Below are 15,091 nucleotides of genomic sequence, written 5' to 3' on the forward strand. Positions count from 1 at the left end.
GTCATATGGCTCCGCACCTGACCGCATGCCATGACGTCAACTCACCGAAGCCGAACAGCTCTCAGATCAGTAGGGCGTCGCCGTCGGCGGCCTGTACCTCGTCGACGATGTGGTGGCTCCGCAGCACGTGGGTGGAGGCTGGGGACTGCCGGTAGCCAGGAACTGGACACGGGTGTGGTGGACAGTGCAGGGCAGTGGGTGATGAAGAGGTGGGGGTTCGCGGTGCCGGGCCAGCGGTGGCTGCGATGGGCGAGGTAGGCGGACACGGACCGGTTCGGCGAGCAGGACGGTGCGTCCGGGCGGCGCAGCGGCCCTGTTCGTGCCTGGAGGCCTGGTCGAGGGTCGGGTGGCGGATTTCGCCGGCCCGCAGGGCGTGGAAGACGAGCATGCCAGTGACGGCGGCGCGGGCCGGGTCAGGAGAGGCGAGGGCCCGCGGGTCGGAGCGAGGCCGGCCGACAGGGGGATGCTGAATGCAGGCGAGCCGAGGCGCAGGTGCCCGGCCGGTTTGCAGTCGGGGACGCCGTGAGCGTGCAAGACCGTGAAGACAGCCCGCACAGCGGACGCGGTCTAGAGATCTTTAAGGGTGTGGGCTACGTGGGGTCGTGACGGTTGTCGTGGGCTGCGCTATGCCGGAGGGATGAGGTATCCCGATGGCGGAGGGGCTGACGGCTGAGGAGCGGGTTCGGCGTGAGCGGGTCCGATTGGCGGCCGCTGATCTGATCGAGGCGGGGGCCAGTGACCGCGAGGTGGCCCGGCAGCTCAGGGTGACTCGGATGTCGGCGAACCGTTGGAGGCGGGCGTTGGCTTCGGGCGGGCGGCAGGCTCTGGTTTCCAGGGAACCTGGCGGTGCCCGCTGCAAGCTCGATGTGAGTCAACTGCGTGTGCTGGAATCGGTGCTGCATTCCGGCCCGGCCGCTGAGTGCTGGAGCGACCAGTGCTGGACTTTGGCGAGGATCGCCGAGGTCGTGCGACGTCGATTCGGCGTGGAGTACACCCTGGCCGGGATGGATCTGCTGTTGCACCGCATCGGCTGGAGCGTTCAGGTCCCTTCACGCAAGGCGACCGAGCGCGACGAGGAGAAGATCGTCGCCTGGAAGGACGAGCAGTGGCCCGTCATAAAAAGACGGTGGCGGACCTGGGCGCCTGGCTCTGCTTCGAGGACGAAGCCGGCCAGGGGCTGAGGCCGCCCAAGGGTCGAACATGGGGCCGACGAGGCCACACGCCCGTCGTGCGGGTCACCGCCGCGGGCACCAAACGGGTCTCGATGGCGGCGCTGATCTGCACCAAGTCCGGCCACCGGGCCCGGCTGATCTACCGTATCCACCTCGATCGCGGTCCCGCCAAAGGCCGGCGCAAGGGCTTCACCGAGACCGACTACGCTCGCCTGCTCGACGCCGCACACCAGCAACTCGACGGCCCGATCGTCCTGGTCTGGGACAACCTGAACACGCACGTCAGCCGCACGATGCGGCAGCTGGTCGACGCCCGATTATGGCTGACCGTCTACCAGCTGCCGCCGTACGCTCCGGAGTTCAACCCGGTCGAGGGCGTCTGGTCACACTTGAAGAGATCGCTGGCCAACCTCACCAAACACAGCCTCGACCAGCTCACCGCGCTGGTGAAGACCCGGCTCAAACGGATGCAGTACCGACCTGGACTCATCGACGGCCTCATCGCCAAGACCGGCCTCGACTTCCAACCGCCGTAACCTCAGCCATTGAAGATCTCTAGCAGCGCTGGCCTCGGTGCGCCAGCTCGGGCAGTGCCAACCCCGGGGCAGAATGATCGACACGAGCGGGAGGGGGACGTGATGGTATGGGCAGCATTGGGATTCGATCTGGTTGTAGGAGCAGCGATGCTGGCGGTTGCCTGCAACGTCCAGGACTCCGCATGGCGGATCCATGGCTACCTTGCAAACAACGTCGGCGTGAACCGCTTCCTACTGAGGTTTTCGGGTTGTTGTCGGGTGATGACGGTTCATGATCCCTGCGATATGCCGTTGACATGCGCTATCCGGAGGGTGGGGGCCTGACCGCTGAGCGTCGGGTGTTTCGTGAGGGGATCCGGCTTCAGGCCGGGATGAGGTTCGCGGCGGGTGAGAAGACCGCGGTGATCGCGAGGGATCTGCGGGTGAGCGTCCGGTCGGTGGAACGCTGGCGCCGTGCCTGGCGCGAGGGCGGTATGGAGGCCCTGCGCTCCGCCGGTCCGGCGAACTCCCCGACCATCACCGATGCCCAGTTCGCCGTGCTCGAGGAAGAACTCGGCAAGGGCCCGTCGGCGCACGGTTTCGAGGACCAGCGCTGGACATTGGCCCGCGTTCAGACCGTGATCCGCCGCCGGCTGCGCGTGAGTCTGTCGGTGGCGACTGTATGGCGGCTGCTAAAACGGCACGGATGGTCCTGGCAGGCACCCTCCCGCAGAGCACTCGAACGCGACGAGCACGCGGTCGAGCTGTGGAAGAAGGAGGTCTGGCCCCGGGTAAAAGGCTCGCGACGGAGCACGGACCATGGATCCTCTTCGAGGACGAGGCCGGTTTCTCGATGACACCACCCCGTGCCCGCACCTGGGGCAGACGCGGACACACCCCCATCATCACAGTGAGGGGCAGGTCCCGCCGCCGGACCTCCATCGCCGCGCTGTGCTGCTACAAACCCGGTGAGAAGAGCCGTCTCATCCACCGGCCCCGTACCCACCTCCTACTCAAAGGAGCACGCAAAAGCTTCTCCTGGAAGGACTACCGCGACTTGCTCGTCCGCGCGCACATCCAGCTCGACGGGCCGATCGTGGTGGTCTGGGACAACCTCAACACCCACCTGGCCGCAGGGCTGAAGCGGTACGAGGCCGAGCACGACTGGCTCACCACCGTCAGCCTCCCGCCATACGCGCCCGACCTGAATCCCGTCGAGGCCGTCTGGTCACTCGTTCGCAGAGCGATGGCCAACACCGCCTTCGACACACCAGACGACCTCGACCGCATACTCCGCCGCGAGTTACGCAGAATCCAGCTCCGACCCCACCTGATCGACGGCTGCCTCACCGCCACAAGCCTGGCCATCAACCCACCGACCCCACCCTGAAAACCTCAGTAGCTGGGGCAGCCCTGAACCGCTGTCGTTCACCTGCGTCGAGCCGGAGATCGTCGTCGAGTTCCTCGGCGACACCGCGATTGACGCCAGCCGCTGGCGCCACGCTGTCCGGGCACAACGGCCGCGCAGCGACCTGACGCCCGAAGACGTCGACCACGTCGAGTGAGGATCAGAGATCGCGGGTGGCAACGGATTTCATCAGGCAGCCTTCTTGGGGAGGAACGGCTCGGAGTCGATCGCGTCTGCAAGCACCTCGATGTTCAGCGGCTTGTCGTAACGACGTCAGCCCAGTGCAGCATCTGCGACGCTGCACTGGGCTGACTGGCGAGCTATTTCTTGAGGCGCAGCTCTAGTCTGCACCCGATGGTCTGCGTATAGCGTTTACCGTCCTGCTGATACTCGTACCGGCACTTTTCAACATCCGTGGAAATCGGGCCGGTCACCTTGAGGTGTGCGACGTAGTACACGCCACTCGCGGATCGAGCCTTTACGTTGACTGCTCTGCTCGATAGGTCTTTGGACGCATCGAGAAGTTTTGAGCCGGGGTCTCCCGATCCGGCGCTGGTGAGCCAGATCACCGCATTGTCGGTTTCCTTCATTGCGTGGACACTCGTGCGGAGAAATTTGGTACCCGATGGGAGATCCAAAATCTCAGCTCGAGTAATCTTCAAGTCTTTTGATGACTTGTTGTACGGGAGCGGGAGAGCGAAACGCCACTCCTGGCCGACAGTGGCATTGTCGGTTCCGACAAACGCGGCTGCTTCGGCTTCTCCAGCCAGTGCATTTCCAGGTTCTGCGGCGTCCTCACTCGAAGGCTGCGAACATGCTGCCAGGAGACCCGCGAGGGCCAGAGCGAAGAGTCTAGTACGAGTACAGGACGCCCGGATTCTGGTCGATCGGTGCATATTGTCCCCAGACATCGTGCGTTGTGACCTTACTGTCTCCGGCCTTAATCAGTTGCTGATGACTGCCGTCGTACTGAGGCGATCCGCCGAGTGAAAGACCAAACGGGGTCGCCGAACCCTTCCACTTCACGCTGCGTCCTCTGGACACGCCACCCTTCGTTCCAGCCTCAATCACGTGACGATAGTTCGGATTCGACCCATAGAAGCGGGCAGGACCGTCGAGATGCCTGACATCCTTGCCGTAGGCCCCGACCTTCCAGCCTGGCGGGACGGAATAGCGCGCCGGGACAACGCGATAGTACATCTGCATCTGAATACCATTGCACATGTAGATACGGCGTCCGCGTGGTGGCTGGCGCGGGCGGGCGGTTGTGGCGCCTCGGGCCAGGGTGCTTTCAGCGCGAGAGCGTGGGCGGGGATGGTGACAGCGGCGAGGATGCCGGCGAGGACGGCGTAGGTCGCGCGCCAGGACAGGTGTGCGGCGAGGGCTGCGGTCAGGGGCGCGAAGACCGTGGAGGCAAGGCCGCCGGCCAGGGTGACGATGGTGAGAGCGCGGACGTGGTCGGGGGCCCACCAGCGGGTGAGCGCGGCGAAGCCGGGCTGGTAGAAGGTCGCGGCCATCGACAGGCCGGCGAGCAGCCAGCCAGCCGCGAAAACAGGCAGGTTGGGGGCTGCGGCCACGATGAGGATGCTCAGCACGCCGAGAACCGAACCGACGGTCATCACGGTGCGCGGTCCGCGGTGGTCGATGATGCGGCCGACGCGGATCCCGGCGAGCGCGGAGACGAGCAGAGCCGCGGAGAACGCGGCGGTCGTTGCGCCGGCAGGCCAGCCCGTGGCGGCGGTGATCTCGGGGTCAGCACAGGGAAGGCGTAGTAGACGATGCCCCAGCTGGTGATCTGCGTGGCACACAGGGCGGGCAGGACGGCGCGAGGCCGCGACCGGTCCCCCGTTCCGGTCGCGGCCTGGTCGGTGTGAAGTTTGGTCATCGCCAGGTCAGCAGCAGCTGCTGGCGGTGACAGTTTCGCGCGCATCGGTGTCGGCGACGGCCGGGCTGGTGCAACAGGTGCTGCCCTGTTGCTTGCTCAGTGTGTCGGCGTCGCCCTTGACGACATACACCTCCCACGGTTCCTGGCCGGGTCCGTGGACCCAGACCTTGTCCTGGAGGGCGTAGCAGCAGCTGGTGTCGTCCTCCTCTGCTGTGGCGAGACCTGCTTCGCTCAGTCGGGTGGTGGCGGCGTGGACGGCCTCGATGCTGTCGACTTCTACGCCGAGGTGGTCCATGCGGGTGTCCTCGCCGGCGGTGCCTTCGATGAGGACGAGCTTGAGCGGGGGCTCGGCGATAGCGAAGTTGGCATAGCCGTCACGGAGCTTGGCCGGCTCGGTGCCGAAGAGCTTCGTGTAGAAGGCGACAGACGCGGCCAGGTCGGGGACGCGCAGGGCGAGTTGGATACGTGACATGACGATCCTCCTGCAGGGGCGGGTGGGTGGGTGTGCGTCAGCAGCCGCCGGAGGTGGCCGGCGCGCCGACGCCGATCTGGAGAGTGGCAGGGACCGCGCAGCAGCCGCCGCCGTCGGACGGTGCGGTCTCGGGCTCGTCGAACAGGCCGGCACCGCCGCACACGCCGGTCTCGGGGAGGGTCAGCTCGACGCGTTCGGCAGCCTCCTGGTCGCCGGCCAGAGACGCGGCGATCGAGCGGACCTGCTCGTAGCCGGTCATCGCGAGGAAGGTGGGGGCACGGCCGTAGGACTTCATGCCGACCAGATAGACGTCCTTCTCCGGGTGGGAGAGCTCGTTCACGCCGTGCGGGTAGACGGTGCCGCAGGAGTGCTGGTTGGGGTCGACCAGCGGCGCGAGTTCGACCGGGGCCTGGAGCCGCTCGTCGAGGCCGAGGCGCAGCTCGTCGAGGAAGGTGAGGTCGGGGCGGAAGCCGGTCAGCACGATGACCTCGTCAACGGGGTCGAGGCGGCGGCCGTCCTCCCCGACGAGGACCAGGCGGCCGTCGCTGTCCCGCTCGACAGCGTCGGTGCGGAAACCGGTGACCGCATCGGCGTAGCCGCCGTCGACGGCAGCCTTCGCGGCGAGGCCGAGCGCGCCGCGGGCGGGGAGCTGGTCGGCTTCGCCGCCGCCGAAGGTGGAGCCGGAGAGGCCGCGGCGCAGGATCCACACGCCGTGCGTGCCGGTTCCGTCGTCGGACTTCGCGAGGTCGGACAGGTAGGCGAGGGCGGTGAAGGCGGAGGCTCCGGAGCCGATGACGGCGGTGCGCTTGCCCGCGTAACGGGCCCGTACAGCAGGGTCCTTCAGGTCCGGGACGCGGTAGGTGATGCGGTCGGCGGCTGCCTTCTCGCCGAGCGCGGGCAGGCCGCTGCCGCCGGCCGGGCTCGGGATCGTCCAGGTGCCGGAGGCGTCGATCACGGACCGGGCGAAGATGCGCTCCTCGCCGCCGTCAGTGGCGCTGACGTGCACGACGAACGGTTGTGCCTCCCGGTTGGCGTCGACGATCCGGTCACGGCCGCTGCGGGAGACACCGGTGACCTGGGTGCCGAAGCGCACCTTGTCGCCGAGGACGTCGGCGAGCGGCTGGAGGTATTGCTCGGCCCAGTCCCCGCCGGTGGGGTAGGTGTCCGCGTCGGGCTTGACCCAGCCGGTGGGGGCCAGCAGCTTTTCGGCTGCCGGGTCGACGACTTCGCCCCAGGGGGAGAACAGGCGCACGTGCGACCACTGCCGCACGGCCGCGCCGGCGGCGTCGCCTGCCTCCAGGACGAGGGGGTCGAGGCCGCGCTCGAGCAGGTGGGCGGCGGCCGCGAGCCCGGCCGGTCCGGCTCCGATCACGACGACGGGGAGCGGCTGCTGCTCAGTCATGGTGCTCAGTCTCCTGACGTAGGTGGGAGGAATCAGCGGGCGGAAAGGACGGTCAGCTGAGTGCGCTCGCGGTGAGCGGTGGCCCGGCAGCTGCTGTCGCAGACCTGCCCACGGCCGTCGCAGAAGCGGACTTGGGCCAGGTGACGGGCCGTGCGGCGGGCCCGTGCGGCGGTGAGCGCGGTACGGATTGCTGTCGTCACGACAACCCCTTGTTTCGATGTCTGTCGATGCCTTGAAGGTTGCCACTTGCTTCGACGAGTGTCAACATAGACGCATGTCGAATTCTGAGGTTGCGGAGTTGCCCGTCCTGCAAGGGGAGACCGTGGTGCCGTGCTGCCCGCCGATCACGGCCGGGGAGCTGTCTCAGGCGGATGCGGAGAGGATGGCCGCCATGTTCAAGGCGCTCTCCGACCCGGTGCGGCTGCGCTTGTTCTCGCGGGTCGCCTCGCATCCGGGAGGGGAGGCGTGCGTGTGCGACATCTCCGATGTCGGCGTCTCGCAGCCGACGGTCTCCCACCATCTGAAGAAGCTCAAGGACGCGGGCCTGCTGACCTCCGAGCGGCGTGGCACCTGGGTCTACTACCAGGTCGCCCCGTCCGTGGTGGCCGCCATGTCGGCCATGCTCGACCTGCGCGCCTGACCTGCCCCCCAGCGGCTGCGGTCAGCCGGTGCAGTCCGGCGGACAGCAGCGCAGCAAGTAGTCCTGGAGTGCGTCCAGGCGGTCGGCCATGGTGGCGCCGTCGGCTCGGTAGAAGACCTGCTTGCCCTCTTTGCGGGCGAGCACCAGGCCGCCGCGGCGCAACAGGCTCAGATGTTCGGACGTGGTCGACGGCCTCAGTCCGCACCGCTCCGCGACCTCGCTCACGGTCAGCTCACGTCCGCCGGCGAACTGCTGCATGACCAGCTGCCGGGTCTCGCTCGCCAGGGCCTTGAGGAAGTCGGCCGTCGCCTGGTCGACCACCGGCGCATCGCCTTCCACTGCCGTTTCCCTGCCTCTCATTTCGTCATTTCCCGAATCAACGAACTATCTGGGTTCCAGGATCTCATGGAGCACGCCGACCTCATCGTCATCGGCGCAGGCCAGTCCGGTCTGGCCACCGCCGCCCTCGCCCCACGTCACGGCTTCACCCGCAAACTGGTCCTCGAATCCGCAGAGGCGCCGGGCGGCGCATGGCCGCGCTACTACGACAACCTCACCCTCTTCTCCCCCGCCCGGTACTCGTCCCTGCCCGGGATGCGTTTCCCCGGCGACCCCGACCGGTACCCGACCCGGGACGAAGTCGTCGACTACCTGCGCGCCTACGCCCACCGGCTCACCGCGGACCTCCATACCTCCACGACCGTCGCCTCGGTGACCCGCCAGGGCGGCGCCTGGTCGGTGCGCGCCGCCGACGCCCGGGAGTTCACCGCGCGGGCAGTCATCGCCGCGACCGGCGACTACGGCACCCCCTACCTTCCCAACCTGTCCGGGCGGGAGGAGTTCAGGGGACGGGTGCTGCACGCCGCCGACTACCGCAGCCCGGGTGCGTTCGCCGGGCAGCGGGTCGTGGTGATCGGCGGCGGCAACTCCGCGATCCAGATCGCCGCAGAACTCGGAGCCGTGGCGGACACCACGCTGGCCAGCCGTCGCCCGATCGGATGGATGGCACAGCGTCCGCTCGGCAAGGACCTGCACTGGTGGCTCAAGAACACGGGACTGGACGTCGCCCCGATCCGGCGTCTGCTGGAGAAGGTGCCGGTGTCGGTCCTGGACGACGGCCGCTACCGAACCGCCCTGCTGGAGCACGGCGTCGACCAGCGAGGGATGTTCACCCACCTCACGCCTGATGGCGTCGTGTGGGCCGACGGCACGAAAGAGGCGATAGACGCGGTGATCCTCGCGACCGGCTATCGGCCCGCCTTCCCCTACCTGGAAGGCAGCGGCGTCCTGAACGCCGACGGACGGCCCCTGTACCGCGGCGGCATCGCCACAGCCGTTCCCTCACTTGGCTTCGTCGGCATGGAGTTCCAGCGCAGCTTCTCCTCCAAGACCCTGCGCGGTGTGGGTCGCGATGCCGGGCACGTCCTCACCCGGGTGAGTCGCCGGACCCGGTAAAAGGACGCCTACTGCTGGACGCAACGTCCCGGGACCGAGGAGTGGGCAGCCAGCGGTGCAGGTACCCGGTGCACCCGGCCAGGTCCCTGCCTCCGGCGCGGTAGGCGATGTAGCCGTCCGGTCGGACCAGGCAGTGCGTGATGCCGCGCCAGAGTCGGTCGGCAGCCAGCGCGTGGAGGTGGACGAGGTGGTCGCGGCCGTGGGTGGCGGCCGAGATCTGGTCTGAGTCCCACAACTCGCGAGGGCCGGCGAGGAGCAGGTGAAATCCGGGTGCCTTGGTCAGCGCGTGGAGGTTTCCTGGGGTGTCGGGGAGTCGATCCCCCGCCCGTGGGCGATGCCTGGACGAGCGGGGCCCGTCGGTCGCGGCGGGGCTATGGCGGTAGTGGATGGCCAGTTGGGAGATGGTGCGGAAGGCGACGGAACGCAGTGCGGGTAGACGCACGGCCAGCGGCGCGATGCGGGGCGCGACGTGGGTACGGGCCAGCCGCAGCAGCGGATTTTGGCTGGTCGCGACCCTGAAGGCGCGGTCGGTGAAGCGCAGCACGTTCCGTCCCACCGGGGCACGTTCAGGCTCATAGGTGTCCAGCAAGGCTTCCGGTGCGGCGCCCTTGCTGACGAGGGCGAGCTTCCAGCCGAGGTTGAGAGCGTCCTGAATGCCGGTGTTCATGCCCTGGGCGCCGGCCGGGCTGTGGATATGGGCAGCGTCTCCTGCCAGGAAGAAGCGACCCGCGCGGTAGCGCTCAGCGCCGCGGTTGTAGATCTTGAAGTCGGTCATCCACACCGGTTCCCGCAGATGCAGCGGGTCGCTGAGGTGTCGGTCGACGAGCGCCTGCAACAGGGCCAGGTTCACCGGTCCTGCGCCGTCTGTGATCTCGGGCGGACGGATCGCGAGCATCCGCCAGCTGGCCGGCGAGCCCAGCGGGAAGAAGAACACCATCCCGATGTCGGTCATGTAGCCGTGGACGGCACCGGACTCGAGACCGTCGACCTCCAGGTCCGCGAGGACAAAGGTCTGCGGGTAGGCGTGCCCTGCGAAGCCGATGCCTGCCTGACCGCGCACGGTGCTGCGGGCCCCGTCGCAGCCGACCACATAGCGGGCGGTCAGGCTTTCTTCGGTGCCGTCGCGGCGCCTCAGTCGGCAGGTCACGTAGGCGGCTTCCGCGGTCAGCTCCAGCACTTCGGTGCCCCGTTCGACGGCCGTGCCAGACCCGGCAAGATGGTCGCCGAGCACCCTCTCCGTCTCGGCTTGGGACAGGAACAGCAGGAAGGGATACGGGGTGTCGGCGACGCCGATGTCGAACAGCGGCAGCCGCACGGTACGGCCGGACAGATGCATGTGCACCTGTACGCCCGGGTTCCCGCGCTCCACCAGCGTCTGCGTCACTCCGTACGGGGCGAGAGCTTCCAGCGTTCTCGGCTGGATGGCCAGCGCACGTGACTCTCGGGCCCGGTCCAGGTGACGGTCGACGATCCGGAAACGCACGCCGTACGCCTGCAGCTGGGCCGCGAGCGCCAGCCCGGTCGGCCCCGCGCCGACGACCAGGACGTCAAGCGGCTCACGCGCAGTCATGACAGCAGTGTGCCTCTGCGCGTCAGGAAGTGCGGCCGTCCAGCAGTTCCGCAATCGCGGCGGCGGCGTCGCGGGCCGGGCGGCCGACGCCGACGAGAGTGGCTGATGCGGGGCCCGTCCAGTCGCCGTATCCGAGCAGGTGCAGCCGGGGTTCGTCGACCGCCCGGGTGCCGTCGGTGAGGATATGACCGCGTGTGCCGCGCAGGCCGAGAGGTGCAAGGTGGGACAGTGCGGGCCGGAAGCCGGTGCACCAGATCACCGTGTCTGCGCGGGCCATTGTGCCGTCGCTCCATCTCAGGCCGTCGGCGGTGAGCTGTTCGAACATCGGCTGAGCCTTGAGCAGGCCGGCGTCACGGGACACGCGGACTGGCGGGACGGCAACGATGTCCCCGAGTGACGCGACGCCAGCGGTGTCTGCGCGGCCCGCGTCCAAGGCTCTACGGCGGGCGGTGGCCGCGTCGAAGAGGGCCCGGCCGTCGATGTCGTCGGCCAGGAATCGGGGCGGGCGCAGCGTTACCCAGGTCAGTTCCGTATGAGGGGCAAGGTCGGCGGCAATCTGTGCGCCGGTTTCCCCCCGCCCACGACCACGACGCGCTGCCCAGTGAAGTCGGCGGGGCGCCGGTAGTTCGTGGTGTGCAGCTGGCGGCCGCCGAACACTCCCCGGCCGGGAACGGACGGCAGAAAGGGCCGCCACCAGCTGCCGGTCGCAGAGATGACCGCCCGCGCCGACCAGGCGTCCCCGTCGGTTTCGACCCGCAGCCGCTCGCCGTCCCGCCGGACGGACCGGACCTGAACCGGGCGCTGCAGCGGAAGGTCGTAGCGCCGTTCGTAGTCGGCCAGGTAGTCCACGACGTGGCCGGCGTCCGGGTAGTCCTCGCCCACCTGTGCGGGCATGAGCCTGCCGGGCAGCGAGGAGTACGCGGCCGGCGAGAACAGGTGAAGTGAGTCCCAGGCGTGCTGCCAGGCTCCGCCCGGCGTGGACTGGGCATCGAGGATGACGAAGTCCACGCCGAGGCGGCGGAGGTGGTAGCCGGCAGCGAGACCTGCCTGGCCGCCGCCGACCACCACCACCTCGGTGCGCTGTGTCATGCGGAGAGCTGAGGCGCCGTGAACTTCTTGCGCCACGCCAGCGATACATAGACGAGCGCGACCAGCACCGGAACCTCGATAAGCGGTCCGACGACACCCGAGAGGGCCTGGCCCGAGGTGACGCCGAAGGTGGCGATGGCGACCGCGATGGCCAGTTCGAAGTTGTTGCCCGCGGCGGTGAAGGCGAGCGTGGCGGTGCGGTCGTAGTTCAGGCCGATGGCCTTGCCGAGCAGGAAGGTGCCGAACCACATGACGGCGAAGTAGACGAGCAGCGGCAGCGCGATGCGGGCGACGTCCAGCGGCTGCGAGGTGATCGTCTTCCCCTGCAGTGCGAAGAGGATGACGATCGTGAAGAGCAGGCCGTAAAGCGCCCAGGGTCCGATCTTCAGCAGGAACTTCGCCTCGTAGGATTCGCGTCCCATCTTCTTCTCGCCGAAGCGGCGGGTCAGGAAGCCTGCCAGCAGCGGGACGCCGAGGAAGATGACGACGTTCAGCGCGATCTTCCACATCGAGATGTCGAGCTTCTCGCCGTCACCCAGGCCGAGCCAGCCGGGCAGCAGGTCGAGGTAGAGCCAGCCCAGCAGGCCGAACGCGATGACCTGGAACACCGAGTTGAGCGCAACCAGGACGGCCGCGGCTTCACGGTCGCCGCAGGCGAGGTCGTTCCAGATGATGACCATGGCGATGCAGCGGGCGAGGCCGACGATGATCAGGCCGGTGCGGTACTCGGGCAGGTCCGGCAGGAAGATCCACGCCAGCGCGAACATGATTGCGGGGCCGAGGACCCAGTTGATGACCAGCGAGGACACCATCAGCTTCTTGTCGCCGGTGACGGCATCCAGCTTGTCGTAGCGGACTTTCGCCAGCACCGGATACATCATGACCAGCAGGCCGACCGCGATGGGCAGCGAGATGCCGCCGATTTCGACCTTGGCCAGAGCGTCGTTCATCCCGGGGATGAGCCGGCCGAATCCGAGCCCCAGGCCCATGGCCAGCAGGATCCACACGGCGAGAAACCGGTCGATGGTGGACAGCTTGGCAACGACCGAGGCCTCCTCGCCGCTCTGCGGGGGTGCGGCGGCGGTGGTCGGTTCAGTGGGGGTCATGGACAGGCCCTCTTGTTCTCTGCAGCAGTGCGCGCGGACTCGGCCAGATCGGCGAACTGGCCGGCGAGCAGGGCGATGACGTCGGGGCGGAGCTTGTAGTACGTGAAGCGCCCGCACGGCTCGGTCTCCACCACCCCGGCCTCACGCAGGACGCGCAGGTGGTTGGAGAGATTCGTCTGCTTGGCGCCGGTCTCCTCGACCAAGTGCGTAGTGCAGAGCGTCTCGCGGGCGAGCAGGGTCACGATCTGAAGCCTGAGCGGGTCGGCCAGCACCCGCATCAGGTCAGTGTCGACTGACGTCATCATGGGCTGATACTGTCACATCAGTGGACGCTGACGCCACCGGGTGCTGATGTCACGTGTGCCTGAATCATCGCGAGACAAGTGAGACCTCCTGATGCCCGAGAAGCCTTCTGTGCTGTTCGTCTGTGTCCACAACGCCGGCCGCTCCCAGATGGCCGCCGGCTGGCTCAGCCACCTGGCCGGAGACCGGATCGAGGTCCGCTCCGCCGGCTCCGCCCCTGCCGACCAGGTCAACCCGGCCGCCATCGAGGCGATGCGCGAGGTCGGCATCGACATCACCGCCGAGACCCCCAAGATCCTCACCGTCGACGCGGTCAAGGCCTCCGACGTCTGCATCACCATGGGCTGCGGCGACACCTGCCCCGTCTTCCCCGGCAAGCGCTACCTCGACTGGACGCTGGAAGACCCGGCCGGACAGGGCGTCGAGGCCGTCCGCCCGATCCGCGACGAGATCAAGAAGCTGGTCGAGGGTCTGATCAAAGAGATCGACGCGGACGAGCGTCTCTTTTGACGTACGCAACGTCATCGTCATCGGTTCCGGCCCCGCCGGATATGCGGCGGCCCTCTACACCGCCCGCGCCGACCTCAAGCCGCTAGTCTTCGGCGGCGCCATCTTCATCGGCGGGTCGCTCACCACGACCACCGAGGTCGAGAACTTCCCCGGCTCCCCAGACGGCGCCCAAGGGCCCCAGCTCATAGAAACCATGCGCGCCCAGGCGATGCGCTTCGGCGCCAAGATGATCGACGACGACATCGTCAAAGTCGAACCTCACCGCCCTTGGCGTACAGCCCGCCGAACAGCCCGCGGCTGAGGTGCTGCCGCCCCGGGCCAAGCCCTCACAGAGCCGCACAGCAGCCCTCGAACGGGGCGTAGCAGCCCTAGCGCAGTACACGGCCCGCACCGGCACCGCCACCGTCCCCAGAGCCCACATCGAGCAGTGGACGACGGCACCGAAGTCAAGCTCGGGGTGTTCCTCTCCAACGCCAAAACCCGGCGCGCGAAACTCACCACCGACCAACTCCAGCAACTCGCCAACCACGGCCTCGAATGGGCAGCGAACATGCATGGCTGGTAACCGATCGGCCGTGCTGTTGGGCGGCGGGCAGCGCTCAGTGCCTGATTGAGGACCTGCGGTACAACGCGGTCAGCGTCAGGTCGCACCACGGTTGGGATCAGTCGCCGGCCGGGCGGAGGTCGCTGAGTGCGTACAGGGCGGGGGTGAAGATCGTCACCTTGATGCTGTGCTCGCCGCCGTCAGTGATCGCCTGGTGCACGGCCTCAATGGACAGCGAACCGAGGCAGAGTTGATCAGAGGTAACGGTGATCGTCTCCTGCGACTCAGTATCTTTCAGGTCCACCGCTTGCTCGGTAGCGTCCAGCACGTGGTGGCGGGAGCCATGCGGGTGGACCACGGTGACGGGGTCACCCACGGCGTAGGACCCCGTCCAGGTACGGCCGGTTTGTAGGTCATCGCCCTTGATGAGCACTTTGTTCGAGCCGTGCTTGCCGGGCTTCGATGGTGTGACTTCCAAGATCTTGACCGCGGGGGGCCGGTCTCCCTCGCGGTAGAGGCAGTGCTGCACCCTGAGCGAGCCGGCGGTCGCGTGTTCCCAACGGTGCTCCATATGACGCGCGCTCCTTCTGACAGACGTTCGAAGCGGCCCGCCGAAAGCCGGGCCGACACCAAGGTCATCCTTCATCGCAGGACGCCGGCACCCAAGGACCGCCGCACCAACCGGTCCCACGTACCACCCGCTTCGGCGGCAAGAGTGCCGCCCCCCTCTTTTCACACGCCGAACACCACCAGGACTCACCAGCGCCGGGCGACCTGGCGCGCCGCCCCCTGCGGGCCGACGGGGGCGTGACGGCGCGATCGGCCGGTCGTTGAACCGGGTGGTTCCGCACGAAACAAGACCCCGGGAGTGGACACCCGGGGTCTTGTGCTGTCGCAGAGCGCAGGGCGGTCCTACCCCGGGCACTCCGCCTGCGGGCAGGCCCGCCAGAATCTCACTTTTGGTGTTCTGTTGATCGCTTTGGGTAGTGGAAGACCCTGAGGGTGTCGGTATGGCACCCG

General features: G+C 67.9%; 17 protein-coding genes and 3 pseudogenes. 9 read left to right on the forward strand and 11 right to left on the reverse strand.

Annotated features, from left to right (window positions below; translation table 11 throughout):
* Positions 1-650: 650 nt before the first annotated feature.
* From RPQ07_RS00420 to RPQ07_RS00435, 4 genes are all read left to right on the forward strand, one after another.
* Positions 651-1,181 carry a winged helix-turn-helix domain-containing protein gene (locus RPQ07_RS00420; protein ID WP_313941937.1) on the forward strand — a complete coding sequence of 177 codons (531 nt, stop codon included), beginning with the start codon at positions 651-653 and terminating at the stop codon, positions 1,179-1,181.
* Positions 1,178-1,708, forward strand: a complete 531-nt coding sequence (locus RPQ07_RS00425; protein WP_313948730.1) for a transposase — start codon at positions 1,178-1,180, stop codon at positions 1,706-1,708. The genes RPQ07_RS00420 and RPQ07_RS00425 overlap by 4 nt, the downstream gene beginning before the upstream one ends.
* Before the next feature lie 296 nt (positions 1,709-2,004).
* Entirely contained in the window at positions 2,005-2,544 is a 540-nt protein-coding gene (locus RPQ07_RS00430) for a winged helix-turn-helix domain-containing protein (RefSeq protein WP_313941938.1), read from the forward strand.
* Entirely contained in the window at positions 2,541-3,077 is a 537-nt protein-coding gene (locus tag RPQ07_RS00435) for a transposase (protein WP_313941939.1), read from the forward strand. Before RPQ07_RS00430 ends, RPQ07_RS00435 begins: the two co-directional genes overlap by 4 nt.
* Before the next feature lie 338 nt (positions 3,078-3,415).
* Here RPQ07_RS00435 and RPQ07_RS00440 read toward each other — a convergent pair whose 3' ends face one another.
* From RPQ07_RS00440 to RPQ07_RS00460, 5 genes and pseudogenes are all read right to left on the reverse strand, one after another.
* Positions 3,416-3,685: a hypothetical protein gene (locus RPQ07_RS00440; protein ID WP_313941940.1), complete on the reverse strand. Its 270-nt coding sequence runs from the start codon at positions 3,683-3,685 to the stop codon at positions 3,416-3,418.
* A gap of 662 nt (positions 3,686-4,347) precedes the next feature.
* Positions 4,348-4,980: pseudogene (locus RPQ07_RS00445) on the reverse strand (MFS transporter); the annotation flags it as partial.
* Between the two features lie 7 nt (positions 4,981-4,987).
* Positions 4,988-5,452 (reverse strand): ArsI/CadI family heavy metal resistance metalloenzyme, encoded by a 465-nt coding sequence (locus RPQ07_RS00450; protein WP_313941941.1) that lies wholly within the window; start codon positions 5,450-5,452, stop codon positions 4,988-4,990.
* Between the two features lie 37 nt (positions 5,453-5,489).
* A complete protein-coding gene (locus tag RPQ07_RS00455; protein WP_313941942.1) occupies positions 5,490-6,854 on the reverse strand; it encodes an FAD-dependent oxidoreductase in 1,365 nt (454 codons plus the stop codon).
* 32 nt (positions 6,855-6,886) lie between these two features.
* On the reverse strand, positions 6,887-7,054 hold the full coding sequence (locus RPQ07_RS00460; protein ID WP_313941943.1) for a hypothetical protein: 168 nt from the start codon (positions 7,052-7,054) through the stop codon (positions 6,887-6,889).
* 74 nt (positions 7,055-7,128) lie between these two features.
* Between RPQ07_RS00460 and RPQ07_RS00465 the strand changes: the two genes are divergently transcribed.
* Positions 7,129-7,494 (forward strand): metalloregulator ArsR/SmtB family transcription factor, encoded by a 366-nt coding sequence (locus RPQ07_RS00465; RefSeq protein WP_313941944.1) that lies wholly within the window; start codon positions 7,129-7,131, stop codon positions 7,492-7,494.
* 21 nt (positions 7,495-7,515) lie between these two features.
* Here RPQ07_RS00465 and RPQ07_RS00470 read toward each other — a convergent pair whose 3' ends face one another.
* Complete coding sequence (locus tag RPQ07_RS00470) at positions 7,516-7,833, reverse strand: metalloregulator ArsR/SmtB family transcription factor (RefSeq protein WP_313941945.1); 318 nt, start codon at positions 7,831-7,833, stop codon at positions 7,516-7,518.
* A 66-nt stretch (positions 7,834-7,899) separates the two neighbouring features.
* On the opposite strand from RPQ07_RS00470, the gene RPQ07_RS00475 reads away from it, so the two are divergent.
* Positions 7,900-8,949, forward strand: a complete 1,050-nt coding sequence (locus RPQ07_RS00475) for a flavin-containing monooxygenase (protein WP_313941946.1) — start codon at positions 7,900-7,902, stop codon at positions 8,947-8,949.
* Here the strand turns inward: RPQ07_RS00475 and RPQ07_RS00480 are convergent.
* The 4 genes and pseudogenes from RPQ07_RS00480 to RPQ07_RS00495 all read right to left on the reverse strand — a co-directional run bounded on the left by RPQ07_RS00480 (position 8,921) and on the right by RPQ07_RS00495 (position 13,019).
* Positions 8,921-10,519 (reverse strand): FAD-dependent monooxygenase, encoded by a 1,599-nt coding sequence (locus RPQ07_RS00480; RefSeq protein WP_313941947.1) that lies wholly within the window; start codon positions 10,517-10,519, stop codon positions 8,921-8,923. The genes RPQ07_RS00475 and RPQ07_RS00480 overlap by 29 nt on opposite strands.
* Before the next feature lie 22 nt (positions 10,520-10,541).
* Positions 10,542-11,608, reverse strand: a pseudogene (locus RPQ07_RS00485) (ArsO family NAD(P)H-dependent flavin-containing monooxygenase).
* The gene (gene arsB / locus RPQ07_RS00490) at positions 11,605-12,714 is read right to left on the reverse strand and encodes an ACR3 family arsenite efflux transporter (RefSeq protein ID WP_313941948.1); all 1,110 of its coding nucleotides are present in this window, start codon (positions 12,712-12,714) and stop codon (positions 11,605-11,607) included. The pseudogene RPQ07_RS00485 and the gene arsB overlap by 4 nt, the downstream one beginning before the upstream one ends.
* Positions 12,711-13,019, reverse strand: a complete 309-nt coding sequence (locus RPQ07_RS00495) for a metalloregulator ArsR/SmtB family transcription factor (protein ID WP_313941949.1) — start codon at positions 13,017-13,019, stop codon at positions 12,711-12,713. The genes arsB and RPQ07_RS00495 overlap by 4 nt, the downstream gene beginning before the upstream one ends.
* A gap of 91 nt (positions 13,020-13,110) precedes the next feature.
* On the opposite strand from RPQ07_RS00495, the gene RPQ07_RS00500 reads away from it, so the two are divergent.
* The 3 genes and pseudogenes from RPQ07_RS00500 (at position 13,111) to RPQ07_RS37730 (ending at position 14,092) form a co-directional block, all read left to right on the forward strand.
* On the forward strand, positions 13,111-13,527 hold the full coding sequence (locus RPQ07_RS00500) for an arsenate reductase ArsC (protein WP_313941950.1): 417 nt from the start codon (positions 13,111-13,113) through the stop codon (positions 13,525-13,527).
* A 13-nt stretch (positions 13,528-13,540) separates the two neighbouring features.
* Positions 13,541-13,783, forward strand: a pseudogene (locus RPQ07_RS00505) (NAD(P)/FAD-dependent oxidoreductase); the annotation flags it as partial.
* A 171-nt stretch (positions 13,784-13,954) separates the two neighbouring features.
* Complete coding sequence (locus RPQ07_RS37730) at positions 13,955-14,092, forward strand: hypothetical protein (RefSeq protein WP_413777682.1); 138 nt, start codon at positions 13,955-13,957, stop codon at positions 14,090-14,092.
* A 97-nt stretch (positions 14,093-14,189) separates the two neighbouring features.
* On the opposite strand, the gene RPQ07_RS00515 is transcribed toward RPQ07_RS37730, so the two are convergent.
* Complete coding sequence (locus tag RPQ07_RS00515; RefSeq protein ID WP_313941951.1) at positions 14,190-14,642, reverse strand: hypothetical protein; 453 nt, start codon at positions 14,640-14,642, stop codon at positions 14,190-14,192.
* Positions 14,643-15,091 lie beyond the last annotated feature (449 nt).

It is taken from the genome of Streptomyces sp. AM8-1-1 (assembly GCF_032229325.1).
Classification (GTDB): Bacteria; Actinomycetota; Actinomycetes; order Streptomycetales; family Streptomycetaceae; genus Streptomyces; species Streptomyces achmelvichensis.